A 24,749-nucleotide genomic window follows, 5' to 3' on the forward strand; every position below is an offset into this window, starting at 1 on the left:
TACCTCCTACTACAATGGTTTTATCTTAAATAAAGGTTGATTATATTCTACTAGTTCTTCATTATCAACTAATACTTCAATTATTTCACCTTTAATTTCACTTGTTATCTCATTCATAAGCTTCATCGCTTCTAATATACATAAAGTATCGCCTTCTTCAACTACATCGCCAACTTTGACAAAACTATCTGCATCTGGACTTGGAGAATCATAGAATGTTCCCATCAAAGGAGCTACTACCACTGATAGATTCTCATTAGATGCGACAGGTATATCGTTTACAACTGGCTTTTCTAAAGAAAGATCCACTACTGATTCTTGTTGTACGCTTAAAACAGGTGAACTTGTAACTTGAGCTTTTTTAGATACTTCTAATTTTAAATCGCTGCTTTCAAGTTTTACATATTCTAAGTTAGTTGAGTCTATAACCTTTAATAATTCCTTAATTTCATTGATGTTCATGTTGTTACCCCCTTGTATTATTACCTGGTGCTAATATTATATCACAAAAAACAAATTTATAAAAGAAAAAGTGCTGACTAGAGAATCAACACATTAATATATATTTTAATTTTAGATTAACAACAAGTAACTTATATTTGTTTTAATTTTCCATTATTAATATAGATTATAAGTATAAAATGAATAAAATTCAATATTTTTTGCAAAATACAAGAGAATACAAATTAATACCTCGGGGATTTTTAAGACAAATACCAATATTATGCAATTTAGACTTCGCTTTCTTTCAAATTAGTATCATTTTCTTTATCTTTACATAGAATATACTTTAACTTAGTTATTAAAATATCACTATACATGTTAAAAGTTATTAAAATTGTAGGAATTATAAAATAAACTCTAGCACCTATAAAGCCAAAAACTACTGTAAGAAATATTAATCTTTTATTTAAAGTAAAAAAAGGTATATTAAAGATACTTTTATCAGATGTCTTTGGAGTATAAGAACATATAATTCCAAAAATTACAGTTAACATACAAAGTGGGAGTAATGTATAACTTGAAATTATTCCTAAAAAGCCGATACTTTCAAAGTATTTACTAGCATTATTTGTATAAACAAACATGTATCCATTTAAGTAAGCGCATATACACGATATAATGCCAAAAGTTCCTCCTAGGGATTGAGTGTACCAATTAAAAAATTTAGATTCCATATACCTCACCTCCTAAAACTGTATATATAATGATATGCGTTTAAATAATGAAATATATCTTTATATGCTTATGAATAAATTTTTGTTAATTTCATTAATTTATGTTTAAGAAATTTGAAGTATAGTGTAGTATATATTAATGTAGATAAAGTTTTATGCTACTCAATTAATTTATCTCATTATGGATTTAACACAGGTTTAAAAATTATTACAGGGTTTTATATTTTTGTTGAGTTGAAAAATTTATTATAAATGAAGGGATGTTTTCGCTTTGGTAGATACATTAGAATTTGGTCTTAAAATTTTATTTTTTATATTATCAATTATTTGGATGGGTAAAATAATGATTTTAAGAACTGATAAGCAAATAGTAATCAATCCTTTGCTTATTGGTATATCTGCAGTCCTTGTGATGTTGCATACCTCACAAAGTAACATTGAATTTTTTGGACTAGATGTCCAGTATATAAGAATAGTTTTATATATCATATATTCATTAATAATTTTAATAGGAATATGGGCTACTAACAGAAGAAATGGTATTTTCTAGATAATCTATTTTTAATAGATATCTAAAGGTTGCTAGTAACAAAGTGCTAATAATAGTGCTCTGTTACCAGCAACCTTTATTTTAGTTATACATTTAAATTAAAAATTAAATTATTAAGTAAGTTGACATATACTTATTTTACATTGAAAGTGATTAGAACTTCTTGAGATGTATTTAAATCATTTTTGTCACTTAGTACAACTTTTACTACAGCTTGACCTGTTTTATTACCTTTAACAGTCATACCTTCATATGAAATTATGTTTTTATCACTTACAGATACAGTAAAATCTAAATCCTTTGGAAGGCTATCAGTAACTTCCCAATACTTATAATAGCTATCAATTTTCTTTGTAATTATTTTTCTCAAATCAATACTTTCACCTTTTGCTATATCAACATTATGATATTTAGAATCCAGTTTATATTGATTGTCTTTTGTATCAATAAAATTCAAATCACAATTCACATCCACACCATTATCAGAAAGAGAATTTACTACACCATCATCAACCAGATAATTATTTGCTAAATTGATTGAATCCATATCTTTTAGACTTAAAGCTTCCCTAGGAACTTCTTTTATATTATTGTTCCAAAAAATAAAATTGTCTACATTTTCAAGATAGGATATTCCTTTTAAATTTGAAATGTTTTCACCAGTTGCATAAAATTCTCCATCTAAAGCCTTTATGTTGCTTATAGTCATCTCGTCTGGGTTTATATATCGTTTTACAACTGCTCTTAGATTGGCATCAGGAAAAATATTTTTAAGTTGATTGTCGCTTAAAACATTATCATTTGAATTTATTGGACTTAAAGCTGCCGCAGAAATAAGAAATGGTATTACATTAGCTAAATTCATAGTACCCTCCCACATAAATTTTTTATATATAGTAATTTAATTTCTATGAGAGGGTTCTGTTTCCTTGTTGTATATACCTACTTTCGTACACTTTATTAATATAAATTAAAATAAATTTCTACTATTAAACTTATAAACATATTGCTAGTTACGTTTTTTAGCCTCACATCTAAATATTCGCATACCTTGTGACATAAATTTGTCCTCATACTCTGTTGTAACATTATTTTCATACTCACTATTTCCTAAATCAAGAGAAATATTCTTCAATAGCCAATTATTTGCAGCAATTTCATTTAAACTAAACTCGAATAATTTTTCATTATCTGTTTTAAATTGAATTTCGCCATTATCTTCTAAAATCTTGTTATACATATCTAAAAATCCAGAATGAGTGAGTCTTCTTTTACTCCATCTATTTTTAGGCCATGGGTCACAGAAGTTTATATAAATTCTTGACAATTCTTTAGCTTCAAAGTAATCTAAAATATTACTTACATCTCCCCATAAAAATAATATATTATTTAAATTAGAAACATCAGCCTTTTCAACAGCCTTTAAAAGAACTTCTTCTTTAAGTTCCATAGCAATATAATTTATGTCAGGGTTTTGCTGGGCTAAAGTTGTTATAAACTTACCTTTACCAGTACCAAATTCCACATGTATTGGATTATCATTACCAAACTTAAAACTCCACTTACCTTTTAATTCTTCTATATCGTCTCTTAAAACGTATTTTGTATAACTTAAAAGTTTTTCATCTGCACCTTTTTTTCGTCTTCTTCTCACAATAATTCTCCTTATATATAAAAATTAGTAAAATACATTTTTTATTATACATTATCTAAGCAAAAAATAAAAAGAACTCTCTTAAAATAGAAATCTATTTCTATAAAGAGAGCTCTTAATCTGCTAAAAAATTAATCTTAGTGGCACCCTGAACACCCAGAGCATCCTCCTCCACCTTGATCTTTCATATTTTCAGGAATAACTCTAAATCCAAATCCTGTATCTTCTATTATTATATCTCCATACTGACTATATTCATCAGAGCTCATTACAAATTGTAATTCTCCAACTTCATAAGTTAAGTCATCTTCTTTTTTCTCATCTAAAGCTAATCCAAAAGAAGGACCTCCACAACCAACACCTGCAAAGTATACTCTTATATTATTAGGTTTATCTTGATTGTCTTTTAAGATACTTTTCAAAGTATCAATAGCTGTTTCTGGTAAAGTAATTTTCATTAAATCATTCCCTTTCAAATATTTTATTAAAACAATATCTATTATATACCCATATAAGGTACATAATCAATTAGTTTTTGCATATTTTACTAAAACTTCTGCCAAATATTACTTAAAGCTTTAAAATATTTTATATGATATTTTATTTCCTTAAGTAAATACCCTATTGTATGCATAGTAAACAAATAAAAGTTTTGCTAAAAAATATAATGATTTTATTTGTTGTTTTAATATTATAACACATTTGATAATGACCAATTCATATATGCAAAATTTATATATTTGAAAGCTTCTCTGTATACAACAAGAAAAGCACAATGGTACGTATCATCGTGACTCTTCTTTCTTTTTATAATTTCCATTTGTAACTACTCAAAGATGTTGTGACATAACATAATTACCTCCAATAATCTAAATTCAAACATTGAGTTTGTAAGCTATTTTACGTGTCCTTATATTATGTATTAAGTATTTATTTCTTACAATATAAAGTTTTATAATTATTGAAACTTTTTAATAAATTCAGCAGGGTACATCGTATGTTTTGAAACTTCTTCAGCACTTAAACCTAGTTTTAACAACCTTTTTATGACACTTTCCATGCACTCTGAAACTTCTATAATATTTTTGTCAAAATCATAGAATCTGAAACTTCTTTGACCCCATGAGTATTCCTGAATAGAATGTAAAAACTCAATATTTTCTACGCTCTTTATCTTATTTTCCCACTGTTTGATATTATCAACTTCAAAATATAATTGAAAGCTATTTGATTGTTGATTTATTGGTAACTCATATCCAACTATAGCTTTGTAATTAGTTTGTAATCCAAACCCATTTTCAAATGATACATGCTCTCCCAAATCCAATGTAACTTTTTGTTCCAGAACATCTTCATAAAATTTCTTTGATTTATTTGTATCTTTGACAATTAGCAGTATTCCTCCAAACTTCATTTTATCACTATCCTTTCTTTTACAAGTATTATAGCTTAAAATTTTGCGATTTCACTGTAAAAATCGGACATATTAGCTCGGTATTTTTGAGGAGTTATTCCACAAACAATTTTAAAATCTTTAATAAAATGTGGGATATCATAAAAACCTAATTCATTACATATATAGAGCAATGAAATTTTGTTATTGTTAAGAAGTTTTATAGATTTATTAATGCGTACTAGACGGGAAAAAGTCTTCATATTCACACCTAGATATTGATTAAAAAGTCGGTTTAAATGTCTAGAACTATAAAATACTTTCTTAGAGATTACTTCTGAAGATACATTTCCAAAGTTATCAATAATCAACTGAATTGCTAAATTAAACTCACTTGAGTATTTATCTTTAATATTGGAAATCAATAACTCCTCTAATTTTAAAATCAATTCATCTGTAGATAATGATTCCTTAAATATTTTTTTGATTTCTATATCTAATAAAGCATTAATTGAAGAAAATGAAACAACTTTATCCTTAAGTTCACTTTGCTGTACACCTATAACTTGGAAAAAACCAGCAGGTTGAAACTCAATAATTAGTATAACATCACATTTATTGGCAATATTTCCTACCGTTTTTGGTTTAGTAGTTGGACCAAATAATAAACTATGTAATCCTATATCATCATAAAAAAATACTAAAGTTACACTTCCATGAGGAATAATAGTATAATTATCAGAAATTGTTGTTTGGTTTGGAAATGAGATAGTAAAATTTGATATCCAATTTCTTAATTGCATACAAGGCAAGAGATAAACAAAATCATCTTCATAAATTAGAAGTGACCTATCTTTATTTATAAAACGAATACTTTCTTTTTTTAACATAAATTATATCCTATCCCATCTTAATATTTGTTAAATAAGAAGTATCCACACTATTTCCATATATGATGAATACTCCTTATACTTTTATCTGGCATTTTAATATTATAACATATTTAATAATTTCTAATTTATCCTTACTTTACATATATAGAATTTATGCTCATTATACAATTAAACCATCTAAAACTGTAATAGTACGGCTACTACTTTTAGCTGCTTCTAATGAGTGGGTTACCATAATTATAGTTTGACCACTTTCTTTGTTTATTTTACTTAGTAAATTTATTATTTCTGTTCCTGTATTGCTATCTAAATTTCCAGTAGGTTCATCAGCAAATAGAATTTCTGGCTTTCCTATTAAAGCCCTGGCTATAGCAACACGTTGTTGTTGACCACCAGATAACTCTCGTGGTGTATGTTTACGTCTATCACATAAACCTACTATATCTAATATTTCATCTAATTGATTTTTATAATCTTTTAAATTCTTACCATCTAATAATAAGGGAAGCATTATATTTTCTTCAACATTTAGATTTGGTATTAGATTATAAAATTGAAATACAAATCCTATATTTCTACGACGTATCATACTCATATTATCATCATCAAAATGTGATATATCAGTTCCATTTATATACACTTTTCCATTAGTTGGAGTATCTAAGCCTCCTAAGATATATAAAAGAGTGCTTTTCCCAGAACCAGATTGACCCATAATAGAAACAAATTCACCTTTCATTACTTGCAAGGATATATCTTTTAGCACCCTAGTTGTTGCATTTCCAATTTTGAATTCTTTAATAATATTTTTAGCTTCTACAGCTAAACTCTTAAATGTAGTTTTCATATTAACCTCCATTATTATTCAAATTTAATTTCTTCTACTAGATTCATTTTCTTACTTTTTACAATTGGGACTATTGAACCTATTAAAGTTACTACAATTCCCAATAATCCCACAATAATGAATGTTTTAAAATCCAATTCTGGGGACATTGAAATCTTTGGTCCTGCAACTATGAATATAGTTTGAATTTCCATTATAGATATTACAATTCCAATAATAGAACCTAGCAACCCTGAGGTAAAACCTTCAATCAATGTCATTTTTACATTTTGTTTATTGCTTTGCCCTACCGATTTATACATAGCTATAGAACGTCTTTTTTGAATATAATTAATTATTAGGTTATTGATAATCCCAACTGTAGCAAGAATAAAAATGAAATAGGTCATTTTATTCATAGGAGATAAAAAACTACTTATAGTTTTTAAAGCATCATTATTAAATTCTTTAACTGTACGGCTCCAGTTAGATGTATCTTTAAATAAGTCTCTTATCTGAATCATAACAGCATCTGGATTAACTGCTGTATATGTTAAAAGACCATAATTAGTTTCATCAAAATCACTAACAGCATAATGTGATGGTATAACAGCTTCTACATCACTTGCCCGAGATTTAAAACTACCTAGTATTTTATAAGAAAACTCATATTTATCATTAGATAAAGTTACTGTCTCTCCTATAGATAAACCTAGTTTTTTTAAAGTATTTTCGTTCAAAATAACAGAACGCTTATCTTCAAAAGATTCAATTACTTGTTTTTTCATATCAGAATTTGTATAATTGATTGCAAGCATAGAACTATACAATTTTAAATTATCTGTGGCTTCTAGTCTTGAAAATGTTGTATTGTTACCACAAATCTTATTATTCATAACATAAATAGGTAAAATATTTTTAATTCCACTTATATGTCTAACATCTTCAATAAACTCTTCATCCATCTTTCCATCTGCAAAACCTTGTAGTTCTGCATCACGAAATACATCACCTACATAAGTTTTAACAAAACTGCCAACAACACTTATTACAATCACTGCAGAAATGCTTATAAATAATAACGTAATATTCTGTGTAATATTTTTGTTATTTTTCATATTTCTAGCAGCTAATTTCCCCTCATTACCTAGAATCTTTTCATAAACAAACTCAAAAATTGTAGACATGGTATCAGTAAAAGAAGGTATTAACACAATAGTAGATACGATTAATCCCAGTAATGAAAATCCACCAGCTAAATACAGTGTATTTTCAGGTGATATTCTTGGCAGTAGAATAGACAAAATAAGTATAATAGTGCCTATAAAAAGTATATGACGATTTGAAACATTCTTTTCTTCTACAGCTCCTAATACAACATTTTTAATAGGCAAACGACTGGCTTTTCTAACAGGTATATATGCACTAAATAAAGAAACAATTATTGCTACTATAACAGAGACAATCACCCCAAGAGGAGATATTACTGTTGGAATTGATATTCCTTGTTCAAGAGAATTTCCAAGTCCATGTAGCATAATATTTAAAACAACTATACCAATAGGAATAGCAATCACTCCTCCAATACTTCCATATAGCAAACTTTCAAACATTAAAATATAAGTTACAGTTTTTTCATTAGCTCCAACACTTCTAAAAGTACCAATAAATGGAATACGTTCTAGTGTAATCACTTTATAACTACTGTATATGATAAATATACTAAGAGTTAATGCGAAAAAGCTTATTAAGAAGAAAGGCATTGTTTTTTGTCTAGCATCTGCAACTATCTTACTTTCATTTATGGTACTTGATACCTTGTATTTTTCAGTTGGAAGTTCTTCAGACAATTTACTTACTAGACTTTCTGTCTTTTCTCCTTTTGATTCGATAAGAACTCTTGTATATCCATTTCCTTTATTTAATATTTTAGATAGAGTTTCTTTAGGTAATAGTGCATTTACACCTCTTGTATGTCTCAAAAATACTGTATCATATGAAGCAATATCACTAACTTCAAAAGTATAGGGCTTCCCATAGATTTGTAAAGTAATGGAATCACCTTTTTTTATTTTATATTTTGATGTAAAACGGTTGGGAAGAATAATCTTATCACCAGAAAAATCAGTAATACTATTCCAATTTTCCAATCGTGGTTTGTTGATTTTATTCAGTTGATTTAAGTCTGCTGATATAAGACTGAATGATTCATAATATCCATCTGTATGATAAATAGCAGAACTTTCTAATATCCCAACTTTTGATTTTATAGAATTTAGATTAGGAATATCTTCTAGACTAGTTAACATATCTGGATTTTTATTTTGGATAGATATAGTTGCACTACCAAACATACCTCTTGCCATCTTTCTCTGTGCACTTTCGTAAGATAATCCAATCGAGAACGAAACAAAAAGTAAAACTGTCGATAAAACTATGGACAATAACATAACTGTTGTCCTAATTTTTCTTTCTCTAACATTTGTTAAAATATACTTTAATATAATCTTCAAATTTACACCTACTTCCTTAATTAAATTTAACCTAGACTTAGATTTAATCCAATCTATGTAGAATCTCTAATACAACTTTTTATTCTATTTTCAACTAAACAAAATCCTAAATAAAAAAGATTGATAAACTATTATATAAACATAATAATCTACCAATCTTAATATATTTTTTAATTAACCTTAATTAACCTTAATTAAGTGGAAAGCAGATATGAAATGAACTGCCTAGACCCAATTCACTTTCAATAGATATATCTCCTTTATGAATTTCAATGATTTGCTTTGTTATTGCTAATCCTAAGCCAGTTCCATTTTTTCTTTGCTTTTGCGTGGTTCCTCTATAATAACGATTAAATAAATTTGACACTTCTTCTCTTGTAATCCCTTTTCCATTATCTGAAATAGTAATTTCAATTTGTTCATTCAACGCTATATTCACAACAACTTTGGTATCCTTATTTCCATATGTAAAAGCATTAATGATAAGATTACTAAAAGCACGTTTTAATAGTATATAATCAAAACTAAAGTTAATAATGTCTGTATCATTTTTAAATTCAATTATATTTAACTCATACTCTGGGTAGTTTAAAATATCAATGGCCAATTCCTTCAAAAACCTTACTAAATCATCATTTTTCTTATTTAAAGGAATAGTTCCATTTTGTAATTGATAGGTTAACTTTAAATCGCTTATAAGTTTATTTGTATATTCTATATTTTTTAACATGATTGAAGCGTATTTATGTATCTTTTCGGATGAATGAGTAATACTGTTATCTGCAAGGAGTTCTGCGTATCCTTTTATTGGTGAAAGTGGAGTTTTTAAATCATGGGTTATATTTGAAATCCATTCTTCTCGCATAATATCAGTTTTCTTTTGTATCTCGTCACTTTTATGAATTTCTTCACTCAGAAGATTTAAACTATTATAAACATCAGCAAAAACTCCTTTAATCTTAATTGGTAGATAGCTTCTTTTTGAAACATCACTAACAGCAATTGTAATATTGGAAATACACTTTGTTACCCAGTAACTATAAATGACTCCAGAAATCAAAATTATTAAAAATATAATTACTATAATTGAAAATATAATTGACTTTCCACCTATAAATTTATTACCATCAAAAAACATATTTACTTTAGATATATTTAATGGAAAATGTATAATATAAATAAAATCATTTTTGTTATTTGTAATAGTATTAAAGTATGTAGTGCCATCACTAGAATTATTTTGCTCAACTAATGCTAGTAATTCAGAATTGGAATAGTAATTTTTATGGTCTTTGGGTTCCGAAAATCCATAAACTATATTTCCATTAGAATCTAAAATTTGCAACCACAATTTGTTTTCTTGAAGTTTTTCTAAACCATATTCTTTTATTTGTGGTTTATTATCTATAAACATTATTTGTTCATTAAAATCTTCTGTAAATTTTTTAGCCCAATCACTATGTACATACTTCCCATTTGGCTGTTGAATAGTAATGAGGGATAAGAAAATGCCTATTACAATAAAAATTAGACAAAGAAAAATTACGAAAAAAATAAGGTATGAATGGAATATTGTCTTGTAACTAGGTTTACGCATTTAATCAACTCTTTTCTTAAGCTTGTATTTTGATTTAAAAATATAACTATCTATATAAATTATATTTATATTACTTTATGTTATCAAGATAGTTATTGTCTTCAATAAATTTAAATAAAAGTATCTCAGCATATTAAACAATATAAAGAAATTCTTCATATAACTGTCTTTATAGGGGATACTTTATAAAAGAACTAAAAAATTATAACATATAAAACTTTCATAGATAAATAACAATATTAGTAAAAATATTAAAACACTATATAAAATTCACAAATATTAAGAATAATGAAACACTTGAAATTACTTATATCAAGAAAAATTTATATAATATAAATTGGTCAAATATGTTATAATATTAAATTGTGACAAGTTCATGGAGGTGTTTATATGAAAAAACAAAAGTCGCCAATTTTACTTGAGATGTTTGGTCTATTTTTTGGTTGTATATCAATGAGTATTGGTATAAATATGTTTTTAAAACCACATACAATTGCTCCAGGGGGGCTTAGTGGTCTATCATTAGTATTAAACAAAGTTACAGGACTTCCAGTATCAGCCATCATGTTAATTATAGGTATACCATTAGTAATACTTGCTTTTAGAATTATGGGAACAAAAAATTCATTAAAAACGTTATTTGGTACAATCGTGTTTTCTGCTATAGTCCAATTAACAGACCCATTATCAAAATTAAGATTTACTGATGACTTACTATTATCTGCTATTGCAGGTGGAATATTAGTTGGTATTGGTTTAGGAATAATGTTTAAGTCAGATGCTTCTACTGGGGGGACAGATTTAATTGCACTCATACTTAGTAAAAAATTCCCAGGAATAAAAGCTACAAAATTCATGTCGTGTTTAGATGGAATGGTTGTTATATCTTCTGGTATAGTAAATCGTAGTTTAGAAACTGCTCTTTACTCTGGTATAGCACTTTGTATATTAATAAAAATAGCAGACATGATAATAGAAGGATTTGACCATTCAAAAGCATTTTTTATTATTTCTGATGAGCCAGAAAATTTAAGAAAAGCTATAACTGAAGAACTTGATAGAGGTCTTACTATTCTAGATGGTAAGGGTGGATATACTAGAGAAAATAAAGAGGTCTTATTAGTTGTAGTTTCTAAAAAACAAGAGCTTTATCTAAAGAGATTGGTTAAAAGAACTGACCCTACTGCATTTGTTATAGTTACAGATGTACATGAAGTTCTTGGAGAAGGATTTAAAAAATTAGAAAATTAATTATAAAGTTAATACTTTAATTAATTTTGCTTAATAAGAATTTTATATAAAAGGGCATGAGTCTGAAAGTCTCATGCCCTTTTTGTTTAAACTTTATTAGTATATTAAATACTTATATCTATTATTTTCTCAGTTCATATTGATAACAAGGAACATTTTTTACAATGCTACCAACATGAATTTTCTTAATATGTTTTCCCATACATTTAAATCCTAGCAAATCTAATGATTTTGTAGAATTCTGATTTTCTTCATATGTTATAGCAATGATTTTTTTTAAGTTTAGTTCTCTAAACCCATACTGTATTACTCTTTTAGTTATCTCAGTAGCAAAATCATGCCCCCAATAGTTTGGGTTGATACATATACCTATTTCTGCTTCTAATGCTTTGGGATTTATATTATTAAACCCCATATTTCCAATAACTTTATTGTCTTTTTTATATACTATAGCAAAATGACCAATCTTTCCTTTTTTATACGGATTTAGAAAAAAAGATTTTATAAACTTTCTTGTGTCTTCTAAAGATTTGTGTTCACTAAATGGTAAATGCTTTACTACTACTTTATTTTTATAACAATCAAAAAAATCTTCAACATCCTCTAAGGATGCAGGTCTTAGTATACAGTTTCTAGTTTCTAAGGTTTTCATTTGAGGATATCCAGAATCAGACATTTCTAATCCCCCTTTATACATTAATCTAAATATACTGTTCATATTTAAAATACGATATTAATTATATAAATGTTCTCAAATTAACCTTATTTCTATTTTTAATAAAAACTAGCTTATTATATGAATCTTTCAAACGTACAAACTTGTATCTACTTTGTATATCAACACACTTGTTATATACATTCTAAATTACATATTATTTGAAATCATACTTAAAAATTCTTTCGTTGCCAAAGACAAGGAGATATCCTTTAAATGACAGTACCCTATACTTCTCTTAGGTATTGGCTCTTTTATATCCAATTTAAATAATTTTTCGCTTTCCAAATAATCTATACTGAATTCTTCTATAACACAAGATACGCCAAGATTTATGTACGCAAATTCTAAAAGTAATTCATGAGAACCCAATTCTATATCTGGGTTTAGTTTTATACCTTTTGATAAAAAATATTCATTTACATACAACCTTGAATTTGCTTTATTTTCCAACATTATCAAAGGCAATGTATTTAATTCTTCTAATGATATTTTTTTACCTTTATATTCTATGTAATCATCTGCACATACAAATATATCATGTATTTCAATACACTCAACAATATTTAGTGAATCATCTTCTATTGGCATATTTATAATTGCTATATCTATATTTCCATCTTTAAGTAGAGATATAAGTTCTCTACTTGTTCTATTTATTGTAGATACATGTATATGTGGATACTTCTTATGAAAGATTTCTAAATACTTTAATAAGAAAAAACGTGCAGCAGTATCTCCTACTCCTATTTTTAAAGAACCATATTCTAATTTTTTAAATTTATTTATTCTATCTTCTCCAGATGCTATTAGCTTTAATGCAGTAGTTACATGTTCACTTAAAATCTTTCCCTCTGGTGTTAATTTTACACCTTTATTATTTCTATAAAACAGTATAGTGTCCAATTGTTCTTCTAATTGTTTTATTGACTGGCTTACAGCTGGCTGTGACATAAATAATTCTTTGGCAGCAAGAGAAAAACTCTTATTACTTGCAACTGCATTAAAAATCCTATATAGTTCAAGTTTTATATTCATATATAATTACTCCTTATGTCAAATATTAGTATTATTTATTTTACTTATAATCATATTTGAATTATAATATACATGGTACTAATATGACAATATTAATTCTTTAGGAGGATTTTGAATAATGAATAGATTAGTTGGGACTGTTTCAAGAGGGGTTAGAGCGCCTATTATAAGACAAGGAGATGACTTAGTCAAAATAGTTGTTGATTCTGTTTTAAATGCGTCAAAAAGTGAAAACTTTGAAGTTAGAGACAAAGATGTAATTGCAGTTACAGAAGCTGTTGTAGCTAGAGCACAAGGAAATTATGCTCATGTTGATAATATTGCGACAGATGTAAAAGATAAATTTGGAGATGATACTGTTGGTGTTATATTCCCAATTTTAAGTAGAAACCGTTTTGCAATATGTTTAAAAGGAATTGCAAAAGGATGTAGAAAAGTTGTATTAATGTTAAGCTACCCTTCTGATGAAGTTGGAAACCATTTAATAAGTATTGATGAACTTGATGATAAAGGAATAAACCCTTGGTCAGATGTTTTAACAGAGGAAAAATATAGAGAGTTATTTGGATATAACAAACATACATTTACTGGCGTAGATTATGTTGATTATTATAAGAATTTAATTAAAGATTGTGGTGCAGAAGTAGAAATTATATTTGCCAATAATCCAAAAACTATTCTTGACTATACAACAAGTATTTTAACTTGTGATATACATACAAGACAAAGAACAAAGAGAATTTTAAAGCAAAATGGTGCTAAAAAAGTGTATTCTCTTGATGATATAATGACATCAAGTGTAGATGGTAGTGGGTATAATGACCAATACGGACTTTTAGGTTCAAACAAAGCTACAGAAGAAACAGTAAAATTATTCCCTATAAATTGTGATGAGGTTGTAAACAAAATTCAAGGTGACATAAAAGAAATCACAGGTAAAAATGTAGAAGTAATGGTTTATGGAGATGGAGCTTTTAAAGACCCTGTAGGGAAAATATGGGAGTTAGCTGACCCAGTAGTATCTCCTGCTTATACAAAAGGTTTAGAAGGAACTCCAAATGAAGTGAAATTAAAATATTTAGCAGATAATGATTTTGCTGACTTATCTGGTGATGAATTAAAAGAAGCTATTTCTAAATACATAGTTGAAAAAGATAATAAATCTGATGATTTAACAGGAAATATGGTTTCTCAAGGTACTACTCCAAGAAGATTAACAGACCTTATAGGTTCTTTAGCAGATTTAACATCTGGAAGTGGAGATAAAGGTACTCCTATTATTTACATACAAGGATACTTTGACAATTATACAAAATAATTTTTTTAAAAGAGGATTTTATTTCTCTATATTAAATTTAAAATTTATTAAAACCTCTTAATTGATACATTTTTCTATGTATCAATTAAGAGGTTTATTTAATGGCTCTAGAAATGACTAACTCTAAGGCATTTTTAGATTATATAAACATTCTTATTTAGATTTATACAATTCTAGCTCTTGCTTATTTCTGATATAATATCATTTTTTAAAATTTGCTTTACTGGAATAATAACTGCAACGATGCTGATAATAATATTTAAAACAATCATGCCTATATAGAGAGGTGCATTTACTTCAAAGATTGGATTTATATATAAATATATGCGTTTTACCATAAAATAAATCATAAATTGTCCAATAATACTTCCAATTATCATTATAATACTTGCATATAATCCATATAAGAAACCTTCTCTCATCATCATAAGTAAAAACCTATTATCCGTAATACCCATAGCTCTTAAAATCCCAAATTCATGTCTTCTTGAAAAAACTAAGTAACTTACTGTATTGATAATATGAAACAGACTTATTGCTAGAAGTACAAATACAATACCATATATAAATAAAAGTTTTTGATTTAAATAGGTATTATTTTTTTCAATAGCTATGGTATAGTCTGTTACTATACATCTCTTTATATTATTTACAACACTTTTTATATTTTCAGACAACTCTACGCTATTACTTTCTTTTGTCTTTTTTATACTTACTGAATTGTAATTTTCAATATTAAAGTTATTCTTCATTTGTTCATTTGTCATAACTATATCCATACCATAGTCGCCAATAAAATATATGTTATTAGCCATTACACGTTTTACAGTAGCAGCAACTACAAATTCTTTTGTTACATAATCATCCTTATTTTCTTCTTTAAATTTAACAATTTCACCTGTTGGTTTCATTGTTTTTGGTACTTTAACCTTTATTGTATTTCCTGGTTTTATATCCACTGCATCATACATACCAGTCCCATCCATAGGTAATCTAACTATAACTTTATTATTTTTGACCATATCGTCATGATTAACTTTTCCATCTATGACATAAGAATTTAGCCCTTCTAACATTCCATTGTTATATCCATATATATTGGTTTTTAAAAGGTATCCACCTTCGCTTTGTTTTGTACAAATACCATTAAAAAAATTCTTTATTCTATAATCTTTCTCAAGAGGTTTAAAGAAGTTTTTCCAAAATAATTGTTTTTCTTTAATTTGTATAGCTCCAAACAAATACTTTACTGGATAAACTCGTGATACTCCCTCAACCTCATTGAGTCTTGAAATTTTACCTTTAGGTATACCTATATCAAAATCTGTTGTTTGCATAGTTACTTGGTAGTCAGAATTTAAACCATCATCAGCTTTCATTGTGAGTTCATTATTATTTTTAGTAAGCTGTATAGAGTAACTGGAACATAGGAAAATAATCCCACCAAGTGACAATGAAAATAAAATACCCACAAACATTCCTTTTTTTTGAGTCATGTATTTATGAGATAGTACCTTTGTCATATTAGAATGTCTTACACTTTCTAAAGTCCTTTTTTGCTTATTAGTGACCTTAAAATTTTTCATGGATTCTATACTAGAATATTTATTTAATTGATGTACAACACGCACAGTAATTATAATTAACAGTAATAAAATAAATAAGAATCCCAAATAAATAGATTTTTCGCTTATAAAAAATGCTCCTGGAGTAATATCACTGCTCAAAAATATATGTGGAAATCGTTCATATATTGTAGATGCTACTCCAATACCCAATATACAACCTATAGGAAATCCAATAATAAAAAGTAAAAATAACTCTAAAAATAGTAAGAATAAGAGTTGTTTATTATTGGCACCTAATACTTCTAAAACTCCATATTGTGATATTCTCTGAAGTATTGAAACGTGGAAAATACTATATACTGCTGCTGCGCCAAATACTCCAACAAGTAAGATAATTGCATTTGTATTTAGCTCTAGATTTTTTAAGAACTCAAATATATTATATTTTTCTATGCCTTTTGGAGGCTTTACTCCAAATTCAATTGATAAGTGCCAATTTACACGAGCGTTTTCTTTTGATATATTGAATTTTTTTATAAATTTAGAGTTTTGCTTATTTATATTTTTATTTTCATCATACTTTACATAAACTAAATAAGAATTATTTTCTTTAGGTTGTGAATAATCATTTACAAATCCTTGCATATCAGTTTTGGGATTTGTAAGATTTGATAAAATACCACATAATTTATAAGTTTTACCATCTAATTTAATTGTCGTTCCAATCTCTTTTTTTACATTTAAATTATTTAGTGAATATGTGTCAAAAGCTATCTCTCCATCTTTACTAGGAAGACTTCCTTGCAATAATTTTCTACCTGTCATATCTAGGTATGATGAATCTGCATTTAAAAATTCTATAATAAAAGGTTCATCTATATGAGATTTAGCATTTGTAACTCCAAGTTTATCTATAGTGTATTTTTTTGATTTTTTATTTTCTTTAATTTTTTTTAGTTGTTTCTCGTTTACTTTATAGTAAAAATGATAATTTCCACTATCTTCCCTTATTTTTTCGATTGCACTTTTATTTGCACTATGAACTAGAGAACCAATTCCTGTTAAGAGTGCTACTGATAATACTATGCTTAAAAATATAGATCTAGATTGTTTTTTATAATGTTTAATATATTGAATTGCAAACTTTATCAAAGACATCATAGTACTCCACCACCATTATTTACTACAATTCCATCTTCAATATGTATAATTGAATCACATACTTGTGCTATATTTTCATTATGTGTTACCATCAGTATCGTTTGATGAAATTTTGCACTACTTTCTTTTAATAAACATACTACTTCCATTGTGGTTTTACTATCAAGATTTCCAGTTGGTTCATCTGCTAATATAAGTGCAGGTTTATTTGCTAAAGCCCTAGCAATTGCTACTCTTTGTTGCTGTCCACCAGAAAGCTCATTTGGAAACTTTAGACGCTTATCCCAAATCCCCAATGTATTCATCAACATTTCAATATATTCATGGTCTACATTATTTCCTCTATCTAATGTAACAGGAAGAGTTATATTATCATAAGTGTTCAGTACTGGTATTAAACTGTAGTTTTGAAATATAAACCCTATATTTCTTCTTCTAAATACTGTTAAATCTTTTTTTCCTATTTTAGATATATTCTTTCCTTTAATTATTACATCACCTGATGTTGGATTATCTAATCCACCTATAATGTTTAATAATGTGCTTTTACCAGAACCAGAAGTTCCAACTATAGCAGTAAACGTAGCTCGTTCAATTTCTATGCTTACTCCATTTAAAGCTTTGACTTTAGTCTCATCTTTTCCATAGTGTTTTACTAAATTATTCGTCATTAATATACTCATTTAATTTCTCCTTTCAGTACAGATATATGTTCTTATAAGATATTGTAAATGACGATAATTACACTCATCCTACAAAGTTAATTTAAACTCTTACAGTTTTGTAAGAAGATACTAAAACAACTTCCATTTCCTAACTTAGATTCTACTATAATATTCCCATTTTCTTTTTCTAAAATTAACCTTGCAAGATATAGACCAATCCCTGTTCCATTTTGATTTTCTACATTCTTGCTTCTATAAAACCTTTTAAAAATATCATTTAACTCTTTACTATCAATGCCTATTCCTTCATCTTTAATAATGATTTTAGTATACAATTCCATTTTTATTATAGAGACAGTAATTACACTATTTGATGGTGAGTATTTTATTGCATTTTCTAATACATTTACAATTGCTTCTATAGTCCACTTTTTATTATGGACTAGCTTTACATCTGAAAATGGTTCTAGACTTATCCTTATATTTTTAGCTTCTGCTTTATTAAAAACGGTACTAATACTTTGCAGAATAGTATCTTTTATTAATAGTTCATCTACCTCAAAATTAATGACTCCATCTTCTAATTTAGTCATCTTAAATAGAGATTGTAATAACCAATCAATCTTAAAGGTTTCATTTTTCATCTTTTGTAAAAACTCCTTTTTCTGTGATGTAGAAATATTCATATTCTCCAGAAGCTCGCAATAAATAGTTATATTTGAAAGTGGAGTTTTTAATTGATGTGACATATTTGAGATTAAGCTTTTAATTGCTTCTTTTTCTAATTTTGACTGTTCTACTTCTATTTCTATCATATCTTTAACTTTTTTTACTTGGTGAGAAATTTTTGATAATCTTGTATCTTTAGTATCTGAATAAGTAACTTCTTTACCTTCCAATATTTGATTTAACATTAAGCTCAATTCATCATATCTATTTTGATTTTTTTTAGTGATTATGATACATATAGCTACTATACATATCATAAAAGCTAATACTAACATCTTATTCTACCTCGTTCCATAGATACCCCATTCCATAAGCTGTTTTTATATATTTTGGATTAGAGGGATTATCTTCTACTTTTATTCTAAGTCTTCTTATATTTACAGATACAATATTCTCATCAACATAATTTTCTTCACTATCCCAAATATGATGCAAAATTTGTTCCTTTAATAATATCTGACCTTTATTTTCAATTAGGTAACTTAGAAGCTTATATTCTACAGAGCTAAGTTCTAAACATTCTTCATTTTTATATACTCTAAGTAAGTTTTGGTCCAATTTTATTCCATTAGAATATATTACTTTATTATTTAATTTTTTTCTTATTGCTACTTTAACCCTTGCCTTTAATACAGATAAAGAGAATGGTTTTGTAATGTAATCATCAAGTCCTATTTCTAATCCTTTTACCTCGTCAATTTCTGAGTCTCTTGCAGTAAGCATTATAATTGGTGTATCTGACTTTTCTCTTATTAACTTACACACATCAAATCCATTTCCATCTGGGAGATTACAGTCCAAAATTATAAGGTCTATATTTTTATTATTAAATACATGCAATCCTTCTTGTACTGTGTAAGCCTTAAATACATTAAATCCATCACTTTTAAACGCATAAAAAAGGCCTTCGTTTAAGTTTATATCATCCTCAATAATTAATAAGTTCAATTTTACACTCCTTTAAATTTCAATTATTTTTGTCTTGTTATAGTTTTAATATACATTTATTTCACTAAAAAGACTGTAATTAAATTTGTTTTTCAAATCTAGTTACAGTCTTATATCTTGTACTTACTCTTCATTCTTAGAATATGCCTCATAAAACATTTTGATTGAATCTAAATTATCATCAGTTATAATAGGTACACCACTTGCACTTAAAAACTCAGCTAAAAATTCAATACGCTTGAAATATTTTTCTGTACTATCTCTAAATAATATTGGGTCTAGCCAAATATTAATTAAAATTATGAATACTTCAGATACTTCATCTGGATAATCTGTTTTAAAAATACCTTCTTCTACGCCTTGCTTTATTAGACAAGATAATAAAGGAGTTATTTCAATGGTAGATGCTCGTATATTCTTTATAAAAAAAGTTGGTTTTTTTTGACTGCACATATAATCAATCAATTTTTTTCTTATTTCTGAACTAGATATATATAAAATAAATTCAGACACTTTTTCTCTAACAGTTAACTTAGGATTGTTTAATAATGACTTTAGATTTTCAACTTCTACTCTTAAACTATTTAATACTATCTCTTCAAATAGCATTTCCTTGTCTTTAAAATGATAATACACAGCCTCTTTAGATATATCAAGAGTATCAACGATTTGTTGCATAGTTACATCATCATAATCTTGCTCTTCAAATATTTTCCATGCGACTTCTAGTATCTGAGTTTTTATTTTATTAGAGTATTTATTTCTTGACATATAAATTCACTTCTTTCTTTATTAGTTTATACTAATCATTAGTACATTAATTATAATAAGATTCTTTACAATATGTCAACACACTCCATTTAAAGACAACAAAACGTATTTACTCCTAATTTTTTTAATATTAATATAATTTCCTTATAAAAATATTATAATTAATTATGTAGTTATACATTTCTCAATTTAACTACACTTAAATTGAAAATACAACGTTGTTCTTATATAATTAAATTATACAACAATAATGATATATTTTTTAAGTATATTTTTACTAGGGGGAATAGAGATGAAAAGGGTTGATGAAAGAAATACTATGTTTGCAAGGGCAAATTATAAAAAGGATAGTACTGCTTATAATGACTATTATAAGCAAAATCCTGAGAAAAAAGAAATTGATGATAGTATAAGAAGCAGACCAAACTTATGTAGCGAAGGAACAATGACTTACAACAAAGTAAACTCTCCAATGGCAAGTAGTGCATTTGATTTTTTATCTGATATAAAATCCTTATGTGAAGGAAATGTTTCTGACACAAAAGTAGACGTAGATGCAAAATCAATGACAAAAAAAATAAAAGGTTTTGCAAAGCAATATGGTGCTTCTGTAGTTGGTATAACTAAATTAAAAGACTATCATATTTATACAAATAGGGGAAGACATGAAGAAAATTATGGAGAAGAAGTTAATCTGACTCACAAGTATGCTATTGTATTTGGATGTGAAATGGATAAAGAAATGATAAATAGAGCACCAATGATATGTGAAGTTATAGAAACATCAAAGTGTTATGTAGATGCTTCTATTGTTGGAATGATTTTAAGTTACTACATAAGAAACTTAGGATATGATGCCAGAAATCATATGGATGCTAACTATTTAGTAATGCCTGTTTTTATAGCTCGTGATGCTGGTCTGGGCGATATAGGAAGAAATGCTATTCTTACAAATAAAGATTATGGTTCTAGACTTAGATTAGGTGTTGTTACTACAGATATTCCACTTTTAGAAGATGAATATGTTGATTTTGGATTAGAAGATTTTTGCAAGGTCTGTAAAAAATGTTCTTTTAACTGTCCTTCTCACTCACTTTCTAATGATATTAAGATTAGTGATGATGGAAAGTATAATTGGGTAATTGAACATGAAACATGTTATATTAAATGGAGATATTTAGGTACAGATTGTGGTATGTGTATATCTGCTTGCCCATTCAGCCAAAATCTTGAAACTATAAAAAATACCACTTCTTTTAAGGGTAATAATGAACTTATTGAAAAAGCTTTAGATGAGTATACTTCAAAATTTGGTAAAAGAATATTTGTACCTGGCAACCCTTCTTGGTTAAAATAGTTCTACTTAGTCAAGAGTCTGTCCTATGATGAATTATAGGACAGATTTTTTATTAAATACATAGATTATAAAGGATTTTTTCTTGATTATAACAATTCAGCAATATTTTAAATTTATAATTGACCTTATAAAATGTCAAACATAAAAGGAGTATATATATGGAAAAGATATTGATTGTGGAAGATGATACTATATTAAATAAAACTCTGTCATATAACCTAACAGAAGATGGATATTTGATTACTTCAAAATTTACAGCTATTTCTGCATTAAAGTCTATTATGGAGTATAAATTCGACTTAATCATTTTAGATGTTAATTTACCAGATAAGAGTGGATTTGAATTATGTAAAGAAATTAAGATGAATTGTGATATACCAATAATTTTTTTAACAGCTAATGATATGGAATACGATATGATTAAAGGTTATGAGCTTGGAGCTTTAGATTATATAACAAAACCCTTTAATATAAATGTATTTAAGCAGAAAGTAAAAGCTCTTTTAAATCATATTACAATAAAAACAAAACAAGATTGCTATGATGATGGATATCTTGAAATTAACTTTTCTGAGCTATCAGCCAACATAAATGGAAATCAAATTATATTTACTCCATTAGAATTTCGTACATTGAAGCTATTTACTGAAAATCCTAAAAACATATTAACAAGAAAAATACTTTTAGAAAAACTCTGGGATATAGATGCTAACTTTGTAGATGAACATACTTTAACATCTGTTATAAGTAGAATTAGAAGTAAGATTGAAAAGGATAATTTTCAATATATTAAAACAGTATATGGTATGGGGTATATGTGGTTGGGTGAAAGAAATGAAATTTAAAAAATTTTCTTTTAGCTCTATTTATTTAACAATTGCCATTGGTCTAATTTTTACAGCCATTCTATTTAGTATAGTAATTTATGTAATAACTGATGATATAAAACTAGTTGTATTATTATTAATATATACAATAATACTTTGTGGATTTATGGCCCTAATAGTATTTTTACTTCATAAAAAAATAACTATGTTTTGTTCTGAAATATGTCATACTTTAGATAGTATGATGAATAGTGAAGACAATATTGAAATTGTATTAGAAGAAGAAACTATTTTATCACGTATCAATCATAGATTAGTTAGAATGTATGAAGTTATTCAAGAAAATCGTCATAATGTTGCTATGGAAAAAGCTAACTTACAAGAATTAGTTTCTGATATATCTCACCAAATTAAAACTCCTATTGCAAATTTAAAGATGATTAATACTACTCTACTCAATCAAAAATTTAAAACAGAAATTCAAAATGAGTTTTTGATGGATATGGAAGGTCAATTAGATAAATTAGATTTTTTGATGCAGTCTATGGTGAAAACATCTAGATTAGAAACAGGTATAATTACACTATCTAAAAAGAAAAATTTAATTTATGAAACAATTGCTATAGCACTTAGTGGAATTTTATTTGATGCTGAAAAAAAGAACATTGAAGTTACAGTCGATTGTGACCCTAATTTATATATAGTTCATGATAAAAAATGGACTTCTGAAGCTATTTTTAATATATTGGATAATGCAGTAAAATACACGAATGCTAATGGGAAAATACATGTATCTACAGAATGTTGGGTTATGTACACCAAAATAGATATCACTGATAATGGAAAAGGAATATCAGAAAGTCATCAAGCAGAAATATTTAAAAGATTCTATCGTGAGGAAGATGTACATGATATAGATGGTATTGGAATAGGTCTATATCTTTCAAGAAAAATTATATCTCTTCAAGGTGGATATATTAAAGTTACATCAGATACTGGAAAAGGGGCTACATTTTCTATATTCTTACCAAATAAATAGCTCTTTAAATATTTTATTTGTGATAATTCTGCAACATTTTGATTTTATACTGTTCTTATAATATATTAAGGAGGTTTTATGATGAGTATTTTACAAGTAATTGATTTGAAGAAATATTATGGTGAAAATTCAAATATTACAAAAGCTCTCGATGGTGTAAGTTTATCTATTGAGAAAGGTGAGTTTATCTCTATTGTAGGTACATCTGGAAGTGGTAAATCAACATTATTAAATATGATGGGAGGATTAGATAATCCTACATCTGGAAAGGTTGTTATAAGAGGTAAAGAATTATCAAATATGGCTGACGAACAACTTACAATTTTTAGACGTAGAAACATAGGTTTTATATTTCAAAATTATAATCTTGTTCCTTTGCTTAATGTATATGAGAATATTATTTTACCAATAGGATTAGATGGAGAGACGATAGATAAAGATTTTATACATGAAATTATAAGCATGCTTTCTCTAGAAGAAAAACTATATGATATACCAAGCAATCTTTCTGGAGGACAACAACAACGTGTTGCTATAGCTAGGGCACTTGTAACAAAACCTGCTATTATACTAGCAGACGAACCAACAGGTAATCTTGATAGTAAAACGAGTACAGATGTGTTAGCTTTACTGAAAATGACAAGTGAAAAATTCAATCAAACAATTGTAATGATTACTCACAATAATGAAATTGCTCAACTAACTGATAGAATTATTCGCATTGAAGATGGAAAAATTGATAATTAGGAGGTGTAATA

At 26.9% G+C, this 24,749-nt stretch carries 25 protein-coding genes; 7 read left to right on the plus strand and 18 right to left on the minus strand.

Translation table 11 applies throughout. From position 1 onward, the window contains the following. Positions 1-9 precede the first annotated feature (9 nt). Both accB and ACTG46_RS10280 read right to left on the minus strand, forming a co-directional pair. Positions 10-462: an acetyl-CoA carboxylase biotin carboxyl carrier protein gene (accB, locus tag ACTG46_RS10275; RefSeq protein WP_054270371.1), complete on the minus strand. Its 453-nt coding sequence runs from the start codon at positions 460-462 to the stop codon at positions 10-12. A gap of 269 nt (positions 463-731) precedes the next feature. Beyond that, on the minus strand, positions 732-1,178 hold the full coding sequence (locus ACTG46_RS10280; RefSeq protein ID WP_479922726.1) for a hypothetical protein: 447 nt from the start codon (positions 1,176-1,178) through the stop codon (positions 732-734). A gap of 271 nt (positions 1,179-1,449) precedes the next feature. On the opposite strand from ACTG46_RS10280, the gene ACTG46_RS10285 reads away from it, so the two are divergent. Continuing rightward, complete coding sequence (locus ACTG46_RS10285; protein ID WP_003424072.1) at positions 1,450-1,728, plus strand: hypothetical protein; 279 nt, start codon at positions 1,450-1,452, stop codon at positions 1,726-1,728. A 133-nt stretch (positions 1,729-1,861) separates the two neighbouring features. Here ACTG46_RS10285 and ACTG46_RS10290 read toward each other — a convergent pair whose 3' ends face one another. The 9 genes from ACTG46_RS10290 to ACTG46_RS10330 all read right to left on the minus strand — a co-directional run bounded on the left by ACTG46_RS10290 (position 1,862) and on the right by ACTG46_RS10330 (position 10,604). Further along, positions 1,862-2,593 carry a hypothetical protein gene (locus tag ACTG46_RS10290; RefSeq protein ID WP_054270373.1) on the minus strand — a complete coding sequence of 244 codons (732 nt, stop codon included), beginning with the start codon at positions 2,591-2,593 and terminating at the stop codon, positions 1,862-1,864. A gap of 144 nt (positions 2,594-2,737) precedes the next feature. Further along, a complete protein-coding gene (gene trmB, locus ACTG46_RS10295) occupies positions 2,738-3,382 on the minus strand; it encodes a tRNA (guanosine(46)-N7)-methyltransferase TrmB (RefSeq protein WP_479922727.1) in 645 nt (214 codons plus the stop codon). A gap of 137 nt (positions 3,383-3,519) precedes the next feature. Next, positions 3,520-3,840, minus strand: a complete 321-nt coding sequence (locus tag ACTG46_RS10300) for a hypothetical protein (RefSeq protein WP_003424083.1) — start codon at positions 3,838-3,840, stop codon at positions 3,520-3,522. Positions 3,841-4,073: 233 nt separating this feature from the next. Continuing rightward, complete coding sequence (locus tag ACTG46_RS10305) at positions 4,074-4,202, minus strand: hypothetical protein (protein ID WP_479922728.1); 129 nt, start codon at positions 4,200-4,202, stop codon at positions 4,074-4,076. A 138-nt stretch (positions 4,203-4,340) separates the two neighbouring features. Beyond that, a complete protein-coding gene (locus ACTG46_RS10310; protein ID WP_479922729.1) occupies positions 4,341-4,796 on the minus strand; it encodes a VOC family protein in 456 nt (151 codons plus the stop codon). Positions 4,797-4,831: 35 nt separating this feature from the next. Further along, positions 4,832-5,665 (minus strand): helix-turn-helix domain-containing protein, encoded by an 834-nt coding sequence (locus ACTG46_RS10315; protein WP_479922730.1) that lies wholly within the window; start codon positions 5,663-5,665, stop codon positions 4,832-4,834. Positions 5,666-5,828: 163 nt separating this feature from the next. After that, the gene (locus ACTG46_RS10320; protein WP_074178176.1) at positions 5,829-6,515 is read right to left on the minus strand and encodes an ABC transporter ATP-binding protein; all 687 of its coding nucleotides are present in this window, start codon (positions 6,513-6,515) and stop codon (positions 5,829-5,831) included. Between the two features lie 14 nt (positions 6,516-6,529). Continuing rightward, entirely contained in the window at positions 6,530-9,007 is a 2,478-nt protein-coding gene (locus ACTG46_RS10325) for an ABC transporter permease (RefSeq protein ID WP_479922731.1), read from the minus strand. Between the two features lie 190 nt (positions 9,008-9,197). Next, the gene (locus ACTG46_RS10330; RefSeq protein WP_479922732.1) at positions 9,198-10,604 is read right to left on the minus strand and encodes a sensor histidine kinase; all 1,407 of its coding nucleotides are present in this window, start codon (positions 10,602-10,604) and stop codon (positions 9,198-9,200) included. Positions 10,605-10,994: 390 nt separating this feature from the next. Here ACTG46_RS10330 and ACTG46_RS10335 point away from each other — a divergent pair, with 390 nt between their 5' ends. Continuing rightward, positions 10,995-11,855 carry a YitT family protein gene (locus tag ACTG46_RS10335; protein ID WP_054270379.1) on the plus strand — a complete coding sequence of 287 codons (861 nt, stop codon included), beginning with the start codon at positions 10,995-10,997 and terminating at the stop codon, positions 11,853-11,855. Between the two features lie 121 nt (positions 11,856-11,976). On the opposite strand, the gene ACTG46_RS10340 is transcribed toward ACTG46_RS10335, so the two are convergent. Together ACTG46_RS10340 and ACTG46_RS10345 are read right to left on the minus strand one after the other, a co-directional pair. After that, complete coding sequence (locus ACTG46_RS10340; protein WP_407813979.1) at positions 11,977-12,531, minus strand: GNAT family N-acetyltransferase; 555 nt, start codon at positions 12,529-12,531, stop codon at positions 11,977-11,979. Positions 12,532-12,720: 189 nt separating this feature from the next. Continuing rightward, entirely contained in the window at positions 12,721-13,608 is an 888-nt protein-coding gene (locus ACTG46_RS10345; protein ID WP_054270381.1) for a LysR family transcriptional regulator, read from the minus strand. A 118-nt stretch (positions 13,609-13,726) separates the two neighbouring features. Here ACTG46_RS10345 and ACTG46_RS10350 point away from each other — a divergent pair, with 118 nt between their 5' ends. Continuing rightward, on the plus strand, positions 13,727-14,926 hold the full coding sequence (locus ACTG46_RS10350) for a coenzyme F420-0:L-glutamate ligase (RefSeq protein WP_054270382.1): 1,200 nt from the start codon (positions 13,727-13,729) through the stop codon (positions 14,924-14,926). A 173-nt stretch (positions 14,927-15,099) separates the two neighbouring features. Here the strand turns inward: ACTG46_RS10350 and ACTG46_RS10355 are convergent, their stop codons facing one another. The 5 genes from ACTG46_RS10355 to ACTG46_RS10375 form a co-directional block, all read right to left on the minus strand. Next, complete coding sequence (locus ACTG46_RS10355) at positions 15,100-17,655, minus strand: ABC transporter permease (protein ID WP_479922733.1); 2,556 nt, start codon at positions 17,653-17,655, stop codon at positions 15,100-15,102. Then, a complete protein-coding gene (locus ACTG46_RS10360) occupies positions 17,652-18,338 on the minus strand; it encodes an ABC transporter ATP-binding protein (protein ID WP_054270384.1) in 687 nt (228 codons plus the stop codon). Before ACTG46_RS10360 ends, ACTG46_RS10355 begins: the two co-directional genes overlap by 4 nt. Before the next feature lie 77 nt (positions 18,339-18,415). Continuing rightward, positions 18,416-19,324, minus strand: a complete 909-nt coding sequence (locus ACTG46_RS10365; protein ID WP_479922734.1) for a sensor histidine kinase — start codon at positions 19,322-19,324, stop codon at positions 18,416-18,418. Between the two features lies 1 nt (position 19,325). Further along, positions 19,326-19,997, minus strand: coding sequence for a response regulator transcription factor (locus tag ACTG46_RS10370; protein WP_407813984.1), 672 nt, complete (start codon positions 19,995-19,997; stop codon positions 19,326-19,328). A gap of 123 nt (positions 19,998-20,120) precedes the next feature. Then, complete coding sequence (locus ACTG46_RS10375; RefSeq protein WP_479922735.1) at positions 20,121-20,768, minus strand: TetR/AcrR family transcriptional regulator; 648 nt, start codon at positions 20,766-20,768, stop codon at positions 20,121-20,123. A gap of 292 nt (positions 20,769-21,060) precedes the next feature. Between ACTG46_RS10375 and ACTG46_RS10380 the strand changes: the two genes are divergently transcribed. The 4 genes from ACTG46_RS10380 (at position 21,061) to ACTG46_RS10395 (ending at position 24,738) form a co-directional block, all read left to right on the plus strand. Continuing rightward, complete coding sequence (locus ACTG46_RS10380; protein WP_054270388.1) at positions 21,061-22,125, plus strand: 4Fe-4S dicluster domain-containing protein; 1,065 nt, start codon at positions 21,061-21,063, stop codon at positions 22,123-22,125. A gap of 158 nt (positions 22,126-22,283) precedes the next feature. Continuing rightward, complete coding sequence (locus tag ACTG46_RS10385; protein WP_407811735.1) at positions 22,284-22,970, plus strand: response regulator transcription factor; 687 nt, start codon at positions 22,284-22,286, stop codon at positions 22,968-22,970. After that, positions 22,960-23,991, plus strand: a complete 1,032-nt coding sequence (locus tag ACTG46_RS10390) for a sensor histidine kinase (RefSeq protein WP_479922736.1) — start codon at positions 22,960-22,962, stop codon at positions 23,989-23,991. Before ACTG46_RS10385 ends, ACTG46_RS10390 begins: the two co-directional genes overlap by 11 nt. Positions 23,992-24,072: 81 nt before the next feature. Beyond that, positions 24,073-24,738: an ABC transporter ATP-binding protein gene (locus ACTG46_RS10395; RefSeq protein WP_479922737.1), complete on the plus strand. Its 666-nt coding sequence runs from the start codon at positions 24,073-24,075 to the stop codon at positions 24,736-24,738. The last annotated feature ends 11 nt before the right edge of the window (positions 24,739-24,749 follow it).

The sequence above is a fragment of the Clostridioides sp. LIBA-7678 genome (assembly GCF_056716065.1).